This window comes from Flavobacterium sp. ZB4P23, from assembly GCF_003970375.1.
Taxonomy (GTDB): Bacteria; Bacteroidota; Bacteroidia; order Flavobacteriales; family Flavobacteriaceae; genus Flavobacterium.
In genome coordinates, this window is record NZ_RYDK01000007.1 from 34,623 (window position 1) to 54,833 (window position 20,211).

19 protein-coding genes are annotated in these 20,211 nt (G+C 34.9%); 11 read left to right on the forward strand and 8 right to left on the reverse strand.

Annotated features, from left to right (window positions below; genetic code table 11):
- Window positions 1-11: 11 nt before the first annotated feature.
- The gene (locus EKL99_RS11835; RefSeq protein WP_126577017.1) at window positions 12-710 is read right to left on the reverse strand and encodes a DUF1003 domain-containing protein; all 699 of its coding nucleotides are present in this window, start codon (window positions 708-710) and stop codon (window positions 12-14) included.
- A 444-nt stretch (window positions 711-1,154) separates the two neighbouring features.
- Here EKL99_RS11835 and cysM point away from each other — a divergent pair, with 444 nt between their 5' ends.
- From cysM to EKL99_RS11850, 3 genes are all read left to right on the forward strand, one after another.
- On the forward strand, window positions 1,155-2,042 hold the full coding sequence (gene cysM / locus EKL99_RS11840; protein ID WP_126454514.1) for a cysteine synthase CysM: 888 nt from the start codon (window positions 1,155-1,157) through the stop codon (window positions 2,040-2,042).
- A gap of 122 nt (window positions 2,043-2,164) precedes the next feature.
- Window positions 2,165-2,860 carry an SGNH/GDSL hydrolase family protein gene (locus EKL99_RS11845; protein WP_231507432.1) on the forward strand — a complete coding sequence of 232 codons (696 nt, stop codon included), beginning with the start codon at window positions 2,165-2,167 and terminating at the stop codon, window positions 2,858-2,860.
- Window positions 2,861-2,924: 64 nt separating this feature from the next.
- Window positions 2,925-4,277 (forward strand): M28 family metallopeptidase, encoded by a 1,353-nt coding sequence (locus tag EKL99_RS11850; protein WP_126577018.1) that lies wholly within the window; start codon window positions 2,925-2,927, stop codon window positions 4,275-4,277.
- A 182-nt stretch (window positions 4,278-4,459) separates the two neighbouring features.
- Here EKL99_RS11850 and menD read toward each other — a convergent pair whose 3' ends face one another.
- Window positions 4,460-6,121, reverse strand: coding sequence for a 2-succinyl-5-enolpyruvyl-6-hydroxy-3-cyclohexene-1-carboxylic-acid synthase (menD, locus tag EKL99_RS11855; protein ID WP_126577019.1), 1,662 nt, complete (start codon window positions 6,119-6,121; stop codon window positions 4,460-4,462).
- Window positions 6,122-6,215: 94 nt separating this feature from the next.
- Between menD and EKL99_RS11860 the strand changes: the two genes are divergently transcribed.
- Together EKL99_RS11860 and EKL99_RS11865 are read left to right on the forward strand one after the other, a co-directional pair.
- Window positions 6,216-6,713, forward strand: a complete 498-nt coding sequence (locus tag EKL99_RS11860; RefSeq protein WP_126454520.1) for a GNAT family N-acetyltransferase — start codon at window positions 6,216-6,218, stop codon at window positions 6,711-6,713.
- Window positions 6,714-6,824: 111 nt separating this feature from the next.
- Entirely contained in the window at window positions 6,825-7,775 is a 951-nt protein-coding gene (locus EKL99_RS11865; protein WP_126577020.1) for a tRNA-dihydrouridine synthase, read from the forward strand.
- Between the two features lie 188 nt (window positions 7,776-7,963).
- Here EKL99_RS11865 and EKL99_RS11870 read toward each other — a convergent pair whose 3' ends face one another.
- The 5 genes from EKL99_RS11870 to EKL99_RS11890 form a co-directional block, all read right to left on the reverse strand.
- Entirely contained in the window at window positions 7,964-8,551 is a 588-nt protein-coding gene (locus tag EKL99_RS11870) for a glutathione peroxidase (protein WP_126462243.1), read from the reverse strand.
- Between the two features lie 143 nt (window positions 8,552-8,694).
- Window positions 8,695-10,908 (reverse strand): TonB-dependent receptor, encoded by a 2,214-nt coding sequence (locus EKL99_RS11875; RefSeq protein ID WP_126577021.1) that lies wholly within the window; start codon window positions 10,906-10,908, stop codon window positions 8,695-8,697.
- A 6-nt stretch (window positions 10,909-10,914) separates the two neighbouring features.
- Complete coding sequence (locus tag EKL99_RS11880) at window positions 10,915-12,210, reverse strand: lipopolysaccharide assembly protein LapB (protein ID WP_126577022.1); 1,296 nt, start codon at window positions 12,208-12,210, stop codon at window positions 10,915-10,917.
- Window positions 12,211-12,313: 103 nt separating this feature from the next.
- Complete coding sequence (locus tag EKL99_RS11885) at window positions 12,314-12,868, reverse strand: DUF4331 family protein (RefSeq protein ID WP_126577023.1); 555 nt, start codon at window positions 12,866-12,868, stop codon at window positions 12,314-12,316.
- Window positions 12,869-12,932: 64 nt separating this feature from the next.
- The gene (locus EKL99_RS11890) at window positions 12,933-13,586 is read right to left on the reverse strand and encodes a DUF4331 family protein (protein ID WP_126462256.1); all 654 of its coding nucleotides are present in this window, start codon (window positions 13,584-13,586) and stop codon (window positions 12,933-12,935) included.
- 233 nt (window positions 13,587-13,819) lie between these two features.
- Between EKL99_RS11890 and EKL99_RS11895 the strand changes: the two genes are divergently transcribed.
- From EKL99_RS11895 to EKL99_RS11905, 3 genes are all read left to right on the forward strand, one after another.
- Window positions 13,820-14,350 carry an RNA polymerase sigma factor gene (locus EKL99_RS11895; protein ID WP_126462259.1) on the forward strand — a complete coding sequence of 177 codons (531 nt, stop codon included), beginning with the start codon at window positions 13,820-13,822 and terminating at the stop codon, window positions 14,348-14,350.
- Window positions 14,350-15,135, forward strand: a complete 786-nt coding sequence (locus EKL99_RS11900; protein ID WP_126462262.1) for an anti-sigma factor domain-containing protein — start codon at window positions 14,350-14,352, stop codon at window positions 15,133-15,135. The genes EKL99_RS11895 and EKL99_RS11900 overlap by 1 nt, the downstream gene beginning before the upstream one ends.
- Before the next feature lie 493 nt (window positions 15,136-15,628).
- Complete coding sequence (locus EKL99_RS11905) at window positions 15,629-16,369, forward strand: class I SAM-dependent methyltransferase (protein WP_126462264.1); 741 nt, start codon at window positions 15,629-15,631, stop codon at window positions 16,367-16,369.
- 53 nt (window positions 16,370-16,422) lie between these two features.
- Here EKL99_RS11905 and EKL99_RS11910 read toward each other — a convergent pair whose 3' ends face one another.
- Complete coding sequence (locus EKL99_RS11910) at window positions 16,423-16,773, reverse strand: 4Fe-4S dicluster domain-containing protein (RefSeq protein WP_126454541.1); 351 nt, start codon at window positions 16,771-16,773, stop codon at window positions 16,423-16,425.
- Window positions 16,774-16,909: 136 nt separating this feature from the next.
- Here EKL99_RS11910 and EKL99_RS11915 point away from each other — a divergent pair, with 136 nt between their 5' ends.
- From EKL99_RS11915 to EKL99_RS11925, 3 genes are all read left to right on the forward strand, one after another.
- Window positions 16,910-17,968, forward strand: coding sequence for an acyl-CoA reductase (locus tag EKL99_RS11915; RefSeq protein ID WP_126462269.1), 1,059 nt, complete (start codon window positions 16,910-16,912; stop codon window positions 17,966-17,968).
- Between the two features lie 93 nt (window positions 17,969-18,061).
- On the forward strand, window positions 18,062-19,132 hold the full coding sequence (gene serC, locus EKL99_RS11920; protein ID WP_126564001.1) for a 3-phosphoserine/phosphohydroxythreonine transaminase: 1,071 nt from the start codon (window positions 18,062-18,064) through the stop codon (window positions 19,130-19,132).
- Between the two features lie 113 nt (window positions 19,133-19,245).
- Window positions 19,246-20,196, forward strand: a complete 951-nt coding sequence (locus EKL99_RS11925) for a D-2-hydroxyacid dehydrogenase (protein ID WP_126554246.1) — start codon at window positions 19,246-19,248, stop codon at window positions 20,194-20,196.
- The last annotated feature ends 15 nt before the right edge of the window (window positions 20,197-20,211 follow it).

A 20,211-nucleotide genomic window follows, 5' to 3' on the forward strand; every position in this document is an offset into this window, starting at 1 on the left:
AGCAACAACAATTATTTGATTCGGGCTAGAATATCATTCATCATTTCGATTTGTACTTTCTGAATTTCAATTAATTCTTCTTGCTGATGCATAATCAAATGATCCAGTTTTTCATGAAGCATTCTGATTTCAAGTTCTGATTTCAAATTAATCATATAATCTTTTTTAGCTCTTTCCCGATCTTTTTCTTCCTGACGGTTTTGGCTCATCATAATTACCGGTGCTTGAAGTGCAGCCAAACAGGACAAAATTAAATTTAATAAAATAAATGGATACGGATCAAAACCTTTATTCAGCAGAATATAAATATTAGCCAAAATCCACAACAAGATAAACACCCCAAAAAGAATGATAAATTTCCAGCTTCCGCCAAAAGCAGCTACCTTGTCTGCCACTTTTTGCCCTACGGTTCGATCACCATTTTCATCCTCTACAGTATTCACCAGCGATTTATCTTCGCTTAAGGAACCGATTACTTTAGCCTCCAGATTAGACAATTCCCCTATTTCGACCAATAAATAATTCGAAATATATTTTTCCCGATACCTATTAAGTTCACTTATTGCTAATAATTTATTGGCATCAAAATCAGGATAATCATTTTGAATAAGTGCTAATATTGGGTTCCGTATGGTCTTAGCAGCTATTTTATCCGCTATTGGGAATACCTTTTTAGAAATGTCACTTATAAAAGTCGAATTACTTTTCATAGCTAGTTATTTATTGGCTAATTTAAAAAACACTTCTATCGAAACTAATAATCAATTTGTATACCTTGAAAATATAAACAGTCTAGCAATAGCTGTTTATATCTTAAAATTGTAAAAAAAGCTATTGATTTAATTTTTATTAATTCCAATTAACGGATATAACAAAAATTTCAATTGCATTCAAAAGCGATAAATTTAACAAAAATGTAGCAATAAACAAGATAGCTTTATTGACTAAAAACAAATAATCCAAAATTGTTCAATACCTTTACCATTCGTTTTAAAAACCATGAAAATGCCACTGAATTATAAAAATATTCCTTTCTGCTATTGTTGTTGCTATTTTTAAAATAAGCTTGTTAAAAATAGTTTTTATAAACGAATACTTATCAAATTTAGTCAATACTCGGATTATTACAAATCAAACACAACACACCCAATAGCATGAAATCTCAAACAATACTAGATTTAATAGGCAATACACCTTTAGTTGAATCTACCCATTTGATACAAAATGACAAGGTAAAACTTTTACTGAAACTCGAAGGAAATAATCCAGGCGGAAGCATAAAGGATCGTGCGGCATACAACATGATCAAATCAGCATTAGAAAGAGGAGAAATCAAAAAAGGAGACAAGTTAATTGAGGCAACCAGCGGCAATACCGGAATTGCTTTGGCGATGATTGCCCAATTATTCAATATCGAAATCGAATTGATACTCCCGGAAGATTCCACTATAGAACGTACGCTTACTATGCGTGCTTATGGAGCTACGGTCATTCTAACGCCTGCTGACACCGGAATAATTGGTTCCAGAGATTATGCTGATAAAAAGGTAGCCGAAGGCGGATACATAATGCTCAATCAGTTTGCTAATGATGACAACTGGAAAGCACATTACAAAACCACAGGTCCGGAAATATGGAATGATACGGAAGGAACGGTAACCCATTTCATATCAGCAATGGGAACTACAGGGACAATTATAGGAACGTCAACGTATTTGAAAGAGCGGAATCCAGAAATTCAAATTATTGGTGCGCAACCCAGCGACGGTTCGCAGATTCCGGGAATCAGAAAATGGCCTCAAGAATATTTACCTAGAATTTTTGATGCTTCAAAAGTAGATACCATCATTGAAATTTCGGAACAGGAAGCACGTGCTATGACCAAACGTTTGGCACTTGAAGAAGGCATTTTTGCAGGAATGAGCAGTGGCGGTTCCGTGGCTGCAGCACTAAAAATAGCAAATACAATAGAGTCCGGCGTGATTGTCGCTATCATTTGCGACCGAGGCGATCGGTATTTGTCTTCCGATTTATTTGATTAAATACCAATACACTATAAAATCAACCTTCCTTTTCTCTATCTTTCGGATAAGAATGGAAGGTTGTTGCGTTTTACTGCACTACCACTTATTTACTGTTTTCAAAATTTCTAATCCGGTTACAAATGAAAAACATCCAATTTATTTACAGCATCTTATTTTTATCAATCGTTATGGGAGAAACAATACAGGCGCAGGACTGGCCAAATTTAAGCAAATACCAAGAGCAGAATGTTGCGCTGAAACCACCAGCAGCTGGACAACAACGAATTGTCTTTATGGGTGATTCCATAACCGAATTCTGGAGTGCAACCAATTCTGAATACTTTTCAGGAAAACCATATATAAATAGGGGTATTAGCGGTCAAACAACCCCGCAAATGCTCATCCGTTTCAGAGCTGATGTTATTGCTTTACAGCCAGCCGCAGTACTCATTTTAGCAGGAATCAATGATATTGCCGGAAATACAGGCCCCACAACATTAGATAGGATTGAAAACAATATTATTTCGATGGTTGAATTGGCACAAGCAAACCAGATCAAAGTTATTTTGTGTTCCGTATTACCCGCTTTTGATTTTCCTTGGAAACCCAATCAAAATCCGGCTGAAAAGGTTATGGAGCTTAATCAATTACTAAAGAAATATGCTGATGCGAATGGAATTATCTACCTGGATTATTTTTCGGCAATGGCCGATGAGAGCAACGGATTAAAAGCTGCCTATTCCGGTGATGGAGTACATCCTAATAAATTGGGCTATCAGGTAATGGCGCCTCTGGCTGAAAAAGCGATTGCGCAAGTTCTAGCAATGAAACACTAAAGCACAATTTTGTGCCTAAAATCTTTTCCTTTTCCCTAACTTTGAGAAAACTAAAAAAAATTAGATGAAATCAACCTCAATTCTCTGTTTGTTCCTACTATTATTCATTACTCATGCCAATTACGCACAAACCACCGTCGATGATCCCGAAATAAAAAAAATGGTGGCTGAGGTACAATCGGAAAATATGGAAGCTACGGTCCGAAAACTAGTGTCTTTTGGAACCAGACATACCCTAAGCGACACAAAAAGTAACACTCGCGGTATTGGCGCAGCGCAACGCTGGGTTAAATCGGAATTTGATAAATATGCTTTGGCTTCTGGCGGCAGACTAACTTCGGTTATTGACTTTTTCACCATCAAAGCAGATGGAAGACGTATTGCCACCGACAGCCAATTGGGTAATGTCATGGCAACCTTAAAAGGAACTGATCCTACGGACGATCGTGTATTAATTATAAGCGGCCATTTAGATTCTCGTGCTTCGGATGTCATGGATGCTAAAATTGATGCGCCAGGTGCTAATGACGACGCTTCCGGAGTAGCCGCCATGATGGAACTGGCCCGTATAATGAGCCAAAGAGAATTCCCTTTTACACTGATTTTTGTGGCTGTAGTTGGTGAAGAACAAGGATTATACGGAGCTAAGCATTTAGCGGATGTTGCCAAAGAGGGAAAATGGAATGTTATTGCCATGATCAACAATGATATGATTGGAAACAGTTTATCCAGCGGTACTTTATTACGAGACAATACTAAAGTGCGCGTTTTCAGTGAAACAATTCCATTCTTAGAGACAGAAGCCGAGTCAAAAATGCGTAAATCGACCAATCGTGATAATGACAGTCCATCCAGACAACTAGCGCGATACATCAAAACGGTTACCAATCAATATGTGGAGCAACTGGATATTAATTTAGTGTATCGCAACGACCGTTTCTTACGTGGTGGGGATCATACTCCTTTCAGTCAAAATGGATTTACAGCTGTTCGTTTTTGTGAAATGAACGAAAACTACGACCACCAACATCAAGATGTTCGAAAAGAAAACAACATCCAGTACGGCGATCTTGCAGAATTTATGGACTTTGAATACATGAAGAAAGTAACCTGTTCTAACTTGGCTACGTTCAGTAATTTGGCTTGGTCTCCAAAAGCACCAACAAACGTAGGAATTGAAGTAAAGGATTTGACTAATTTTTCTACTTTAGTTTGGACCGCACCTGAAGGGAAATCGGTTTATGGATACAACATTCTTATTAGAGAAACGGCATCACAACATTGGGAAAAAACAATTTTTGTACAAGATACTAAAGCTGAAATCCCATATTCTAAAGACAATTTTTTCTTTGCTGTTCAAGCAGTTGATGCATTAGGACATTCCAGTTTACCGGTTTTCCCTTTGCCAATTCGTTAAAACACTAGAAGGTTTTAAACAATTAAAGTAATTTTTTATAGACACGTTTTTATTAATGAATCTTACTTGATGGTTCAACACAACAATAAATAAAAAAGCGTTTGCTTATGCAAACGTTTTTTTTTTATGTTTCCCATTTATAAATTAAGTATAAATGGTAAATATCAATGATCCGAAAATAATTAAATCAACTCTTTAAAATATTGCAGTAAAATACTGTCGTTTTTCAAGGTTGGTGTGAAAATTTCCAAAATACTTGGTTTTTCATTTTGAGCATACAAAGCAGTCAAACTTATTGCTAAACTCGCCTCATCACTGGCAATACAGTATTCAAAACCATACATTTTAGCCAAATGTTCCGCAGTTAAACAATGTGAAGTTTCAAAGAAGGTATTAAAAACCGGTGTTTCTTTGTGTCCGGGTAAAATCCTAAATATTCCTCCTCCACCGTTATTAATCAATATAATCTTGAAATTTTTTGGAATGTAATTGTTCCATAATGCATTGCTGTCGTACAAAAACCCTATATCACCTGTTATAAAAACCGTTTGTTTTTCATTGGCAACAGCCGCACCAATAGCCGTAGAAGTACTACCATCGATTCCGCTGGTACCGCGATTGCAATATACTTCAATTGAAGGATCAACAGCTACTAATTGCGCATACCGAATTGCTGAACTATTACTGATTTGCAATTGACTGTTCGTTGGTAAACACTGCATTACTTTTTCGAAAACTTTAAAATCTGAAAAAGGAATTTTGTTTAAATAAATATCACTTTTTAGCTTTCGCAGCACTTTAACCGCGTCTAATTGCTGAAAATAATTACTTTCTGTTGCTTTTGTAAGTGGCAAGAAAGTATCAAAAAAAACATTTGGGTCTGCTTCAAAATGTTTGGTCAAAGCGCCAAACGTGTCGTAAGCTCTTAAAGAATCAATATGCCAATGGTGTTTTGGTTTGTGTTTTCTTAAAAAAGCCTTGATTCGTTTTGAAACGACCATTCCTCCAAAAGTGACTAAAATTTCCGGACGAAAATTTTCAAAATCGGCATTCGTAAAAGGCGTAATTATTGTGTCTATAGTATTGATGAAAGTATCGTGATGCACGTTAGAAGTTGTTTCAGTCAGCACGACTATCGACACGTCTTTGGCGAAGGCCTCAATTATTTTTTGGTTGATAGCATTTGGGGCATTCACACCAACCAAAATCATTTTTTTAGTGGAATTGTTCCAAATTGTTGCAAATTCCGAAACGTCTTCTATGGAAATCGTCTGAGTCACTTTTGCGGAAGCGATACTATTCACTTCGATTGAAAGTTCCGAAACGGTTTCATACAATGGTTCTTCAAAAGGCGCATTGATGTGAACGGGGCCTTTTTGAGTGATGGCCGCATTGATCGCCGCATTGATTTTTAAATCATTTGCCACCGAAACATTCTCAAGTAAATTAGCATTGTAAAGCGAATGGTTTTCGAATACATTTTCTTGCCGAATCGTTTGGCCGTCACCAATATCAATCTTGCTTTGGGGCCTGTCTGCCGAAATCACAATCATAGGAATCTGGCTGTAAAATGCTTCCGCAAAAGCCGGATAATAATTCAATAAAGCCGAACCGGAAGTACACACCAAAGCCACTGGATGCTTGGTTTGTTGTGCTATTCCCAATGCAAAAAAAGCAGCCGAACGCTCGTCAGCAATGCTGTAACATTGAAAAGCGGGATTGTTTACAAAACCAATTGTGAGCGGGGCATTACGAGAACCTGGAGAGATAATTATGGTAGTAATTCCTTTGGCCAAACAGATTTCAATAATGCTTTGTGCCAAAGGTATTTTAGGGTAAATCATTGTTTTAGTTTAAAAAAAACAAAGATACAAAGTTGTGAAGGTTTTTTTCTAATCTTAAATACTTTTCTTAAATTTGAAGCAAAATATATTCTTTATGGAAATCAAAATAAGACCGGCTGTTTTTACCGATTTAGATACAATATTGGAGATCATCAATCACCAAATACTGCACAGTACTTCGATTTATGATTATGAGCCCCGTGATTTTGAAACCCATAAATTGTGGTTTGAAGACAAAATAACTAATGACTTACCTGTTATTGTTGCTGAAACTGAAAATGGAACAATTGGGTACGCTACTTACGGAACTTTTCGTCATAAAATAGGATATCGTTTTACGGTAGAACATTCTGTTTATGTTGCGGAGGAGTTTTTAGGAAAAGGCGTTGGGAAATTATTACTGGCTGAACTAATTCAATTGGCAAAAAAACAAAAATACCATACAATGATTGGCGTTATTGACTCCGAAAATAAAGGCAGTATCGCTTTTCATAAAAAATATGGGTTTGAAACCGTTGGCGTTATTAAAGAATCCGGCTATAAATTTGATCGTTGGTTGAGTTCCGTTTTTATGCAATTGATTTTAGAATAATTGAATTTGTACCAGCATATAATAGTTTATTTATTAAACATGTTAGGTTTTAAAAAATTTATACCTTTAAGACTTGCCACTTTATAGTATATTTGCACAACTAAAAATTTCATGGACTACACCTTACTCTCCTCGCCTTTACAGGGATTTACTGACTTTCGTTTTAGAAATGCCCAAAACAAACTTTTTGGAGGAATTGATACATTTTACTCGCCTTATATTCGATTGAACGGAAAGATGGTAATAAAACCTTCGTATGAACGAGACCTGCTTCCTGAAAATAATCTTGATTTAGAAGTTATTCCGCAAGTGATAACAAACGATGCCGATGAATTTTTATTTGTGGCCAAGTACGTTCAAGAATTGGGATATAAAGAATTAAACTGGAATTTAGGCTGTCCGTATCCTATGGTTACTAAGTCTGGTATGGGTTCCGGCTTGATCAGCAATCCCGATAAAATAAATACTATCCTTCACAGAGCGCATACTGAATCGGATATTATTGTCTCTATGAAAATGCGTTTGGGGTATGAAAACAGTGAAGAAATACTGGATGTTTTACCTATTTTAGATACCTATCCAATCAAGAACATAGCGATTCATGCGCGTATTGGCAAGCAATTGTACAAAGGTGGCGTAAATCTAGATGCATTCCAGCATTGTGTTGACAACACCAAGCATAAATTGTATTACAATGGCGACATAACCTCCGTGGCTAAATTTCATGAAATGCAGCAACGCTTCCCAACCATTGACCATTGGATGATTGGCCGAGGATTAATATCAGATCCTTTTTTACCAAGTATGATAAAAAACAATACTTCAGAATATCCTGCAAACAAAATGGAATTATTCAGTGCGTTTCACGATACTTTGTATGCTATTTATAGCGAATCCCTTTCTGGATCAACCCATATTTTACTAAAAATGTACCATTTATGGGAATACTTTTCGGCTACGTTTTCAAATCCGCACAAAGTTTTAAAGAAAATAAAAAAAGCACAGAGCATTCGGAATTACGAAGCAGCTGTAGTCGAAATTTTCAAAAATGAAAAATTCTAAGGAAAAAAATAAACGATTAAGAAATTAAGAAAAACTAAGCTCTGATTCTTAATGTAACTTAATTTCTTGATAGTTAAATTTAATCGAAGCTACATTAATACTATAAACAGCAAAAAAAAGAGATTTTCATTTGACTGAAAATCTCTTTTGATTATTTACATAATAATTAGCACATTAGTTACATAAAATTATGCTTTAATCCAATTCAATACTTCCGGATCCGTTACTAATGTTCGTGGAGCGATCACTTTTTCTAATTCACCTTTTTCATTGATTAGGTATTTTTGAAAATTCCATTCTACAGTGGAATCTTGTAATCCGTTTTTAGATTTTTGAGTCAAAAACTGATAAATAGCAGCCATATCCTCTCCTTTTACAGAAACTTTGTCCATCATAGGAAACGTAACACCGTAATTCATTTGACAAAAAGTAGCAATTTCATCATTGGTTCCTGGCTCTTGTGACGCAAAATTATTAGCAGGAAAACCCACAATCACTAATCCTTTGTCTTTGTATTCTTTATATGTAGCTTCAAGATCTTTGTATTGAGGTGTCAGTCCACATTTTGAAGCCGTATTCACAATCATGATTTTTTTTCCTTTCAAAGAAGCAAAATCAAAACTGTTTCCTGATAAATCTTCTACTTTAAACTGATAAATGGTTTCTTTTGCAATTGGAGCTGTGTTCATATTTATTTCAGATTTTTTAGGTTGTGCCTGATTTTGGCAACTAAATAACAGTAAAGCGCAAGTAGCTATAAATACACTATTTTTCATAATTGAAATTTTTTATAAAATTAGATAAATATTTGTTTTGTCAAAGTAATTTTTTGTTAAACAACAGTTAAAAAAATAAGGAGCCTAACATCATGAAAATGCTAGACTCCCAAACAAATAAACAACAAATCTTACTGTGGTATTTAAAAAGTATACGTTATTTTTCCTTTCATGAAGAGAGGCGTTCCTGGAGTTAAATGAATTTCTTCGACACTTTGTGGTTCATTTTGTAATCTGGATTCAGTGGCAAACTGGGTTTCGTTCCATTCAGTATCAAAAATATTTTCTACTGAAATTCCAAAATTCATATTCTTATATTGATAGTTAACATTCAAATCGGATATAAAATAGCCTTTGGCAACAATCGAATTATCTTCATTTGCCGGGCGATTTTTTAGATACCGATACCGAATTCCTCCTGAAAAACCATTCACTTTTTGGAAACTTAATCCGCCAGTTGTGGTAAAATCCGGTGCTAACGGAATGTAATCCTGCCCTTTGGGCTCATCAATACTTCTGGCATAAGTATAATTAGCATCCGTATCAAAATACAACCAATCGTTCAATTGATACCGCAATCCTAGTTCAGCACCCATGCGTCTTGATTGTCCGCTTGGTTCAACAATTCCAGCATCTCCCACATAAACAAATTCTTGTTCTAAGTACAAATGCCATAAAGTGGCATTGACAATCAATTTTGGAAATGGTTTAAAAATGGTCCCTATATCCGTTCCTATTGCAGTTGGTAGTATTTGTTTCCCATTGTTTTGAACCACCACACGGGCATCATTCGAATGGAAACCCATTCCTGATTTTATAAAAAACTGCAAATTGTTATTTTGTGAATAAATAAAATTCAGTTTTGGAGAAAACTTTACTTTCGATTCGGATGCTGTTTTATAATTTTCCATCAATTTATCCTGATAATTGAATTTGAAATAATCCAATCGAATGGCCGGATTAATTATCAGTTTTCCAAAAGTAAACTCAGAGTTCAAATACGTAAACAAATTAGACTCATCAATATCTCCTAATTGTATATTTTCAAGAACGGTTCTTCTATTCAACGTATGCGAAAGTTCCGTATCAGTTGTGGCATCCGTACGGAAACCAGCTCCAAATTGGAACAAAACATCGGTATCATTCCATTTCGTTTTCTTGTTCAACTCAGCATTCATTCCATAAATATCCCTGTTTTCCTTCTGTTTAATCTGGTCCCCATTGATGGGGTCATTTAGGAAAAAAGTAAAGTTAGAATACAATTCAAAATCATATTTTGAATAAAAAGCATTTGCTTTCAGAAATGTATTTTCATCAATAGGTTTACTCAAACTGGCATTGAAGTTCGTTCGGGATGTATTTCCACCTTCAGTATCGTCAACAGAGCCAAATCTTGAAATCGTTCCATCATCAATCAGCCGTTGCGGAATTTGGCCTGAAGCATCCCATTTGCTGGAAAAGCGAGAAGCCAAGATTGAAAACTTGCTGTTATCTTTCAAAATAGCCGAATATTTACCTAATATATTGATTCGGTTAAAATTTTGGGGAGATTCAAACGGACCGTCTGTCAGGATATACTCTGTGGCAATATAAGCACTTTGTGTTTTTTGATTCCCTAAAAGGTTAAAAAGCCCAACTGTTCTTAGGGTATTGAATTGTCCGACTTCGATACCAATACTGCTTTTTTCGATTTTGTCTTTAGTTTGGAAAGCAACGTATCCCGCCGTAGCAAAATCCCCTTTGTTGGCATAATACGTTCCTTTTCCAAAATCTATTTTTTCTACTGTTTCCGGAATTACAAAATGCAAATCGGCATAGCCTTGACCGTGAGCGTGAGACACCATATTAACCGGCATTCCGTCTACTGAAATGGCAATATCTGTGCCGTGATCAATATCAAAACCTCTTAAAAATATTTGCTCTGCTTTTCCCCCACCAGCATGTTGTCCGATAAATAATCCCGGAACTTTTCGAAGAATTTCCTGCGACGAGTTTACAGGAGTGGTTTCTAAATCTATTTTTGAAATGACATTCATCGCCGAAAGTTTTGGTTGGATAACAATTTCATTCAATCTAAAAATATCGTCTTCCATCACAATTACCTCCTCGGAAAAATTCAGGATGAAATTTGTTTTTTTATACCCTAAAGCAGTTATTTTGATTACATCTCCCAAAATCGTTTTATCCAAACTAAACAATCCAAATTCATTAGTGTGGGCATGACTTTCAGAATTTGTATTGACTAAATAGGCATTTTCAATTGGATTTCCATCACGATCCAAAATTTTCCCTTTTTGGATTTGGGCGTAAGAGGACAGCCCAAAAAGGGAAATCAATACTAAAACAATATTTTTCATAATGAATTATAATTGGTTTACCTTTTTCTCAAAGTTAGGCCCCAATTCATACAAACTAGACAGTAATTCGTCCTTAATAGGTTTGGTTTTGAGTGGTAAATTATTCGATTTATAAATCATCGCTAAATGGTATTGAATCTTTGGCTCAAAGGATTTCCCTGCTACATGAAGCTGAGCAATTTCTAAAGCCTTTTTATTATCGCCTACATTTAAGTACGCCCAGGCCAATAAATCATAAGAATCAGCAGTGGGCCTGTGTGCTACTTCAATCTTAGCAATTTCTATTGCTTTTTGCGCCGTTTTTTTGTCCTCAGCATAAATCAAAGCATTGTATTTGTTGTACATTGCACCATAATTATTTTTCTCCATCATCGAAAAATAAGCGTTTCTATTTTTTATTTCTTCACTTTTATTTCCATCAAATTGAGCAATTTGAGATTTTAATAAATAAAAATCTGGAGTGTTGTGTGTGGTGGCAATAGCATCAATAATTCGATTCGCCTCTTCAGTGTTTCTTTCTTTCGAAAAAACAATCCAGGCAATTCCTTTTAGAGCATAGGAATAATTAGGATCTAGTGCTACTGTTTTTAAGAAACTGTCATACGAATCCTGAATTCTGCCAGCATGACCATAAAAATCACCTAAGTTCGAATAGGACCAAATTTTAAGCACCTTATTATCTTCTTTCTCAGCAATATCTCTGGCTTTTTCCATAAAAGTGATAGCTGTTTCAAGATCGCCTTTGTGATCGTTCCATTTTGCCAAGCGAATCAAATAATCAAAACTATTCATATCCCTAATCACATTTAAATTTTTGACTGCTTCCGGATAATTCCCAAGTTCCATTTGAACGTCGAAAAGTAATTTTTGAGTTTCTTTTTTTCCTTCACCTATAGCTAATGCTTTATTAGCTAATACCAACGCTTCTTTAAAACGATGCTGAGAGATATAATTTCTTGCTAAAGATCGAACCGTTGACACTCTGGAATAATCGTAGGCTTCGTTCGATTGTATTAATAATTCTTCCGTTTTATATAGGTTTTTAATATCGCCTGTATATTCAAAAAGGGTACTGTAATTAGCCGCTATCTGACTTAAATAACTAATTTGATTGGGTGCTGCATCGAATTTTTTTTGCCAAAAATCAATTTCATTCTGAGCAAAAGTCACTGATTTATTATCTTTTAAACCCAGATATTTCGTGTAATCATCTGCATTTGTAATTTGTTCTGATTTAGTCTCGCAACCGAATATTAATAGGATTGTGAAAACCAAAAATGGAATTATTTTTAAAGTTTTCATACTCTAATTATTTTGTTTGTTTGTTTGTTTGTTTGTTTGTTTTAAAAATAAAAAAACAGAGCGAAGATTATTAAATAAAGCGCTCTGTTTTTTTAAAAAAATACTACCAAGCAGAAGCTAGGTAAGGGAAAGTTGTGCTAAATGTTTTATCATTTGAATTCACATTATCTTTAGTAAGCCCTGGATTTGAAGTACCCGCTGATCCACCAAAAACCAATAATAATTCCACATCGATTACATCATCAGCCAAAGCTCTTCCTGTCAAAATATTAGTTCCATCAAAGAAAGTTGTTTTTGCTGTTTTAGAAACTCCTAATACATCTGTAGCTAAAAGACCGGTAAACTGAGCAGCCGTTTGTCCTAATGCATTAGTGGTATACCCTGGATTCAAGGCCATTAATCTAGATTGAAAAACAGATTGATATTTAGCACCCATTGCCGAAGGTACAGTGCTGTTAAATTCATCTTTTGGAGATCCAGAAGCAATAAATACAGTGTTTATTGCCGGTCTAGCCATTTGATCTTGCTGTACAAAAGTACCTGTGAAATCAATACTTGGTTCAGAAACAGAATCTGAATCGTTATTATCACAATTTACCGAAACAACTGCAGTTATTAATGCGATTGTTATAATTTTGAATTTATTTGTTTTACTCATGACGTTTGTATTTAGTTATTTTAAAAATCGTAGATTCCGATTTCATACTTTAAAATTAAAATAGTTATTGTTTTTTCTTGGTTTCTGCCCAAACATTTACTGTTCCTGAAGTACCTAGCATTGCTTTAGGAACTTCTACAACTACTGAAAGCACATTAGTCCCTGCAAAAGTATCTGTTCCAGGATTCTTGAATCCAGTTGCTGTACCAGCAAGAATAGCTTTAAATTGACCTAAGTCAAAAAAGAAGGGATCGTCTCTTGGTCCTGCAAAAAATTTCATTCCATTATTCTCTGCCGTTAATGCAGCAGCTCCATAAGAAGATATGGTAACACTTCCTGAGGCAGCAGCCGTTTTAATCGTGCTTGAAGTTCCTGGAGTACCTGGAGCTACCGGACCAAAGAAATACATCTTGTCATCTCTTTTGATAGCTTGGATCACTAAATCCTCAACATTGTCACCATTGTTGTCAATATTAATTTCGATCATTGTGTTTTCATCGAATTTTGCAGCACCAGTTGCATTTGGACTTAACAAGCCTTGTGTATTTACAGCAAAAACTAAATTATTAGTGTCTTGCCCTTGAAAAGCGTACACGTCAGTAATATCATTTGCACCACCCGATGCTGTAGCAGGAGCATCAATGTGATCCGCAGCTACTAAAATTAAGCCTGAAACCGCCACTAGCGAAAGACCTAAAATCATTTTTGATTTTTTCATTTTATTATAAATTTAAAAGGTTATACAAGCATTTACGGGATTGTACTTGATTTGGTTTTTTTTAACCCTAAAAAAAAATAGACTTTTATTTAAGTTACTTACAATCAATATTTTAAATACTTAAATAAAATTCAATTATTTTAAAAATTATTTTTTTTGGTATTACTAATCATAAAAAAGGTCAATTGTAAAGTAAGATTGTATAAATTTGTAAGAGATAAATAAAAAATAGTATGAGCCAAGAAGAATTGTTAGTCTTAATTTACAAGAAAGATGAAAGGGCATTTACACATCTATATGATATGTATTCGAAAAGCTTATTTTCCGTGATCAATGTTCTCGTAAAAAACAGAGAAGAAGCTGAAGATGTACTTCAGGATGTATTTGTCAAAATCTGGAAAAACATTGATTCCTATCACGAAAGTAAAGGTCGGTTCTACACATGGATTCTAAATATTGCCAGAAATACCTCTATTGATAAATTACGTTCTAAAAATTTTAATAACAGTCAAAAAAACCTTTCTTCAGATAATTTCGTAAATCATTTTGAAGACAGCAACAAACTGTCTGACAAAGTGGATACAATAGGGTTGCAGGAATTTGTAAAAAGACTGAAACCAAAATGTATTCAAATAATAGATTTACTTTTTTTTAAAGGTTACACCCAGCAGGAAGCTTCGGATGAGTTGGCAATACCTTTAGGAACTGTAAAAACACAAAATAGAAATTGTATTAATGACCTACGAAATTATTTGAAAGTATAATGGAAACAAAAGAATATATTGAATCAGGAATTCTGGAGCTTTACGTTTACGGTTTACTGAGTGAACCCGAAAACGAAGAAGTTACCACTATGGCGAAAAACAGTCCGGAAATAAATGCAGAAATTATTGCTATTGAGAAAGCGATTATTGCTATATCATCCAGCTTTTCACCCTTTCATTCTGTGGCTAATTTCGAAAAAATAAAAGAAAAGCTAGAACTTAAACATGCTCAAGTCATACCATTACAACCTACTAACAATAGAGCTCAGTACATTGGTTGGGCTGCAGCTATACTATTATTAGTTGGTATTGGGTACCAATACAATCAACTGGATCAGACCAATACACAAGTTGCTACTACAGCAATTGAGAAAGCTAAATTAGAAAAAGAATTTAATGTCTTAAAATTAAAAAATACAACAATTGAAACGAGTTTAGCCGTTGTAAGGGATACTAAAAATACAGTCGTAGCTCTTGGAGGGCAAACTGTAGCTCCGGAATCCTTTGCAAAAGTATACTGGAATCAAGACACCAAAGTGGTTTATATTGATGCTGCAGGCTTGCCAGAACCGCCAGAAGGAATGGTATATCAGGTTTGGGCGTTAAAATTAAGTCCGCTGACTCCTACCAGCATTGGATTATTAGAAGATTTTGATGTAAATGAACAAAAATTATTTGCAGTAAATAATGCTAATGAAGCGGAAGCCTTTGGAATTACATTAGAACCCGCAGGCGGAAGTTTGACTCCTACAATGGAACAATTATACACCTTAGGAAAAGTATAACTAATTCCTTTTTTGGATCAATATAAATAGGCTATCTCAAAAGGACAGCCTATTTATATATTCAAATTAACAGAATAAGCATTCTATTTTTACGATTTTCTGGTTTTTAATCCATACTATGTAATTTCAAAAACCTGTTTTTAAAGCCTTTCATCAAAAGCAAATAAAGCTTTAGCCTTCTTCAAGACAAGACTTAGTGCCGCTAGGCCATCTATTTGACGAAGTAATTGAAGTGAGTATACATCAAATTATCCTCAAAGCACAACCAAATCCGAAAAACAAGAAGTTATTCCGGGAGAAAGAAATTCCTATTCCATCGCTGCTTTTTACTTTTTATCAAACTCACCTCCTTGAGAGTGAAATAGATCTTTGGAAATCATAGGTTTTCCCAATTCGAAATACAAACAATAGTGACTGGTTTATTTTTAATTTGAGACAACCCTTTTTTTATATCATTTATTCTCCCTAAATTTAGTCTTTAAAACACCTTATCATGGCAAATCTTTATGATGGAAAAATGGCCTCAATTTTTGACGCCATGTACCAAACCTTTATTGATTATGATGCAGAATATCAATTCTATACCAATTTAATTAAGGAACACGAGTGCAAAACAGTTTTGGAAATTGGCAGTGGAACAGGCAATCTAGCCAAACGGTTTTTACAAAATTACATCGATTATATTGGTTTGGATTACAGCCAAAGTATGATTGCAATTGCCAAAAAAAGAAATGAAAATGGGATTTTTATTCTGGGAGACATGAGGGATTTTAAACTACAAAAACCTGTTGATTCCATATTAATTACGGGACGCTCTACCAGTTATTTGATAACAAATCAAGATCTAAATAATACGTTCTGTTCTATTTATAAAAACCTGAGTAAAGAGGGAATTCTCATTTTTGACTTTATAGATGCTAATAGATTTATCCCTTTTATTAAAGAAAATCCTGTAACACTTCACGAAGCTACCTACCAAGGAATAGACTACTATCGCAACAGCAAGTGGAGAACAACTGCCTTAGAAAATTTCATGCTGGATTGGACAGCACTTTATTACACCATGAAAAATGATAAAAAAGAAATAATTGCCGATGATTTTTCTACCGTTCGTGTTTTTACCTTAAACGAAATACAACTATTTTTATATTTAAATGACTTTGAAATCATTCAAACCATCGATAGAAAAACCTACGCTTACGATACGTATGTTATTGTTGCACGAAAAAAATAGAAAAAAAAATCCCGAGCATCAGACTCAGGATTTATATAATACAAAATTATTTGCTATTCGTTGTGTAAAAACGCTTGTCTGTTCAGTAAAGTCTCTTCGCTTTCTACATGATTGTCATCCGGAATACAGCAATCTACCGGGCATACGGCCGCACATTGTGGCTCATCGTGAAATCCTTTACACTCCGTACATTTTCCGGGTACAATATAATACACTTCGTCAGAAATTGGAGTTTGAGCTTCATCGGAATCTACTTCGGACCCATCAGGCAAAATCACTTTCCCTTTCAGTTTTGTTCCGTCTTTGTATCTCCAATCGTCTGCTCCTTCATATATTGCGGTATTTGGACACTCGGGCTCACAAGCACCACAATTGATACATTCGTCTGTTATAATAATTGCCATCTTTTTATTGTTTTAAAGTCAAAATATCGAAGGTAAAATATCAAATGTTCTTTTGACATTAGGACTTTTGACTTTCGACATAATTATGCTTATTTTTGTGCAAAATTACAATCAAAACTATTCATAAGCAAACATTATGACATTAGAAACAAAAAAAAGTGTTTTTGTTGAATTAGGGAAATTTTTAAGTCAGTTTTCCGAAAACAACACGTTAAAAAATCCGACTGTTTTGCACAACGAAGCGTTTTTTGATGCTTTTGTTGACTTGATACAATTATCGCAATCGCATAATGGCTGGTACACCCCAGAAAACGTCTATTTCTCGATACATTCTTGGGCAGAAGCTCTGACAGAAAAGAACTTAAACCAATGGCTTTCCAGTTATACTATTCCAATACAAGAATCTAAAAACATCGCCTTAATTCTTGCCGGAAATATTCCGTTGGTGGGTTTTCACGATTTTCTATCGGTTCTAATTACAGGAAATAATGTGTTGGTTAAAACATCGTCAAATGACCAGCATTTATTACCTTTTTTAGCTAAATACATCATTGCAGTACAACCAGGATTAGCTAAGAATATTACCTTTGTAGATGGAAAATTAGAGAATTTTGATGCCGTTATTGCCACAGGAAGCAACAACACAGCCCGTTATTTTGAATATTATTTTAAAGACAAACCGTCTATTATTAGAAAAAGCAGAAATTCAGTAGCGGTTTTAACCGGAAATGAAACCCAAGAACAACTTACTGCTTTAGGCGAAGATATTTTTCGCTATTTCGGATTGGGTTGCCGCAATGTTTCTAAACTTTTTGTACCAAAAGAATATTCGTTTGTCCCATTTTTTGAAGCCATATTTGTGTACCAAGACGTCATTCATTACGAAAAATATGCTAACAATTACGATTACAATAAGGCGGTTTTTCTGATGAGTAATTTCAAATTACTGGACAATGGATTTCTGACTTTAAAAGAAGATCAAAGTCATGCCTCGCCAATTTCAAGTGTCTTTTATGAGTTTTATGACGACATTAATGAATTAAAAACAAAATTAAAATTAGAAAGTGAGCAAATACAATGTGTTGTAGCGGATAGAACGATTGATGACAATGTGGCTTTTGGACAAACTCAAAATCCCCAATTATGGAATTATGCAGATAATACCGATACTATTTCGTTTTTGTTAACAATATAGCTGAAAAAAGTACAATTATTCCGAATTAATTAACGTTTTTTAAACTCCTATTGTCGAAATTTGCACTTTAATTTTTTGGACATAAACTACACCATGAAAAAACACAACTACAGCGCAGGACCTTGTATTTTACCGCAAGAAGTTTTTGAAAAATCAGCACAAGCTATTTTAAATTTTAATGATTCCGGATTATCCCTTTTAGAAATATCACACAGAAGCAAGGATTTTGTTGCCGTTATGGACGAAGCGAGAACACTGGTTATTGAACTTTTAGGACTTGAAGGCAAAGGCTACAGCGTCTTATTTCTGGCAGGCGGAGCGAGTCTAGAATTTATTATGGCTCCCTATAACTTGATGAAAGAGGGCGGAAAAGCGGCGTATCTTGATTCCGGAACCTGGGCAGCTGGTGCTATAAAAGAAGCTAAGCTTTTTGGTGACACAGTAGTTGTTGCTTCCTCAAAAGACGAAAATTACAATCATATTCCAAAAGGATACGCAGTACCAGCAGATGCTGATTATTTTCACTGCACGAGTAACAACACTATTTTTGGTACACAAATGAAGGAATTCCCGGCATTGGACATGCCAATTGTATGTGACATGAGCTCTGATATATTTTCACGACAATTAGACTTTTCTAAATTTGATTTGATTTATGCCGGAGCCCAAAAAAATATGGGACCAGCAGGAACTACCCTGATTGTTGTAAAAGAAGAAATCTTGGGTAAAAGTGGTAGAATAATCCCAAGCATGTTGGATTATACTAAACATATCAAAGCAGAAAGTATGTACAATACACCCCCTGTTTTTCCGGTTTATGCTTCCTTGTTGACCTTACAATGGTTGAAAAATCTTGGTGGTATTGCCGCTATTGAAAAAATAAACAATGCTAAAGCAGCGTTGATTTACGGAGAAATTGACAGAAACCCATTATTCAAAGGCGCTGCAGCTGTTGAAGATCGTTCGAACATGAATGCTACTTTCTTATTAAATGATGAAGCACATGCTGCCACATTTGATGCAATGTGGAAAGCAGCGGGAATTTCAGGTTTGCCCGGACACCGTTCAGTAGGTGGTTACAGAGCTTCTATGTACAATGCACTCCCGTTAGAAAGTGTTCAAGTATTAGTGGATGTAATGCAGGCTTTGGAAAAAGGAATTTAAAAATTAAAATATTGAATGATTTAAAGATTTGAAAAATCAATTTTTAATCAATCACACATTAAACAACATAGATTGAATCTTTAAATTTTTCAATCTTTAAATATAAAATACAAATGAAAGTATTAGCCAATGACGGAATTTCTAAAAGTGGAATTCTAGCTTTAGAAAAAGGTGGATTTGAAGTAATAACAACAAAAGTAGCACAGGAACAAGTGGCTAATTTTGTAAACGAAAATAATGTAAGTGTGGTCTTGGTACGAAGTGCAACTAAAGTTCGGAAAGATATCATTGACGCTTGCCCAGGGCTGAAAATCATAGGTCGTGGTGGTGTAGGTATGGATAATATTGATGTGGATTATGCTAAAAGCAAAGGGATTCACGTGATTAATACTCCAGCTTCATCCTCAGAATCAGTGGCTGAATTGGTTTTTGCACATTTATTTTCCGGCGTTCGTTTCTTGCATGATTCGAACAGAAATATGCCGCTTGAAGGAGATACCAACTTTGATGGTTTGAAGAAAGCTTATGCGAACGGAATTGAACTAAGAGGAAAAACACTGGGAATTGTTGGAATTGGCCGTATTGGTCAGGCTACCGCTAAAATGGCGTTAGGACTAGGAATGAAAGTGATTGCTGCCGATAGTTTTATCCCGCAAGTAGATGTTAAAGTCGAATTTTTTGACGGACAATCCATCACGACCACAATCGTTTCTCAATCATTAGAATCTTTATTCAAAGAAGCTGATTTCATTACGTTACACGTTCCTGCACAAGATGGTTACATCATTGGAGAGGCAGCACTTGCTATTATGAAAGAGGGTGTAGGAATTGTAAACTGTGCCCGTGGCGGTGTTATTGACGAAGTTGCATTAGTAAAAGCATTAGACAGCGGAAAAGTATTATTTGCAGGATTAGACGTTTTTGAAAATGAACCAACTCCTGAAATGGCTATTTTGATGCATCATAAAATCTCGTTGACTCCACATATTGGAGCGGCAACAGGAGAAGCACAAGATAGAATTGGGACTGAATTAGCTTCCCAAATTATTAGCATATTAGGTTAGTATTTTCAAATTAAA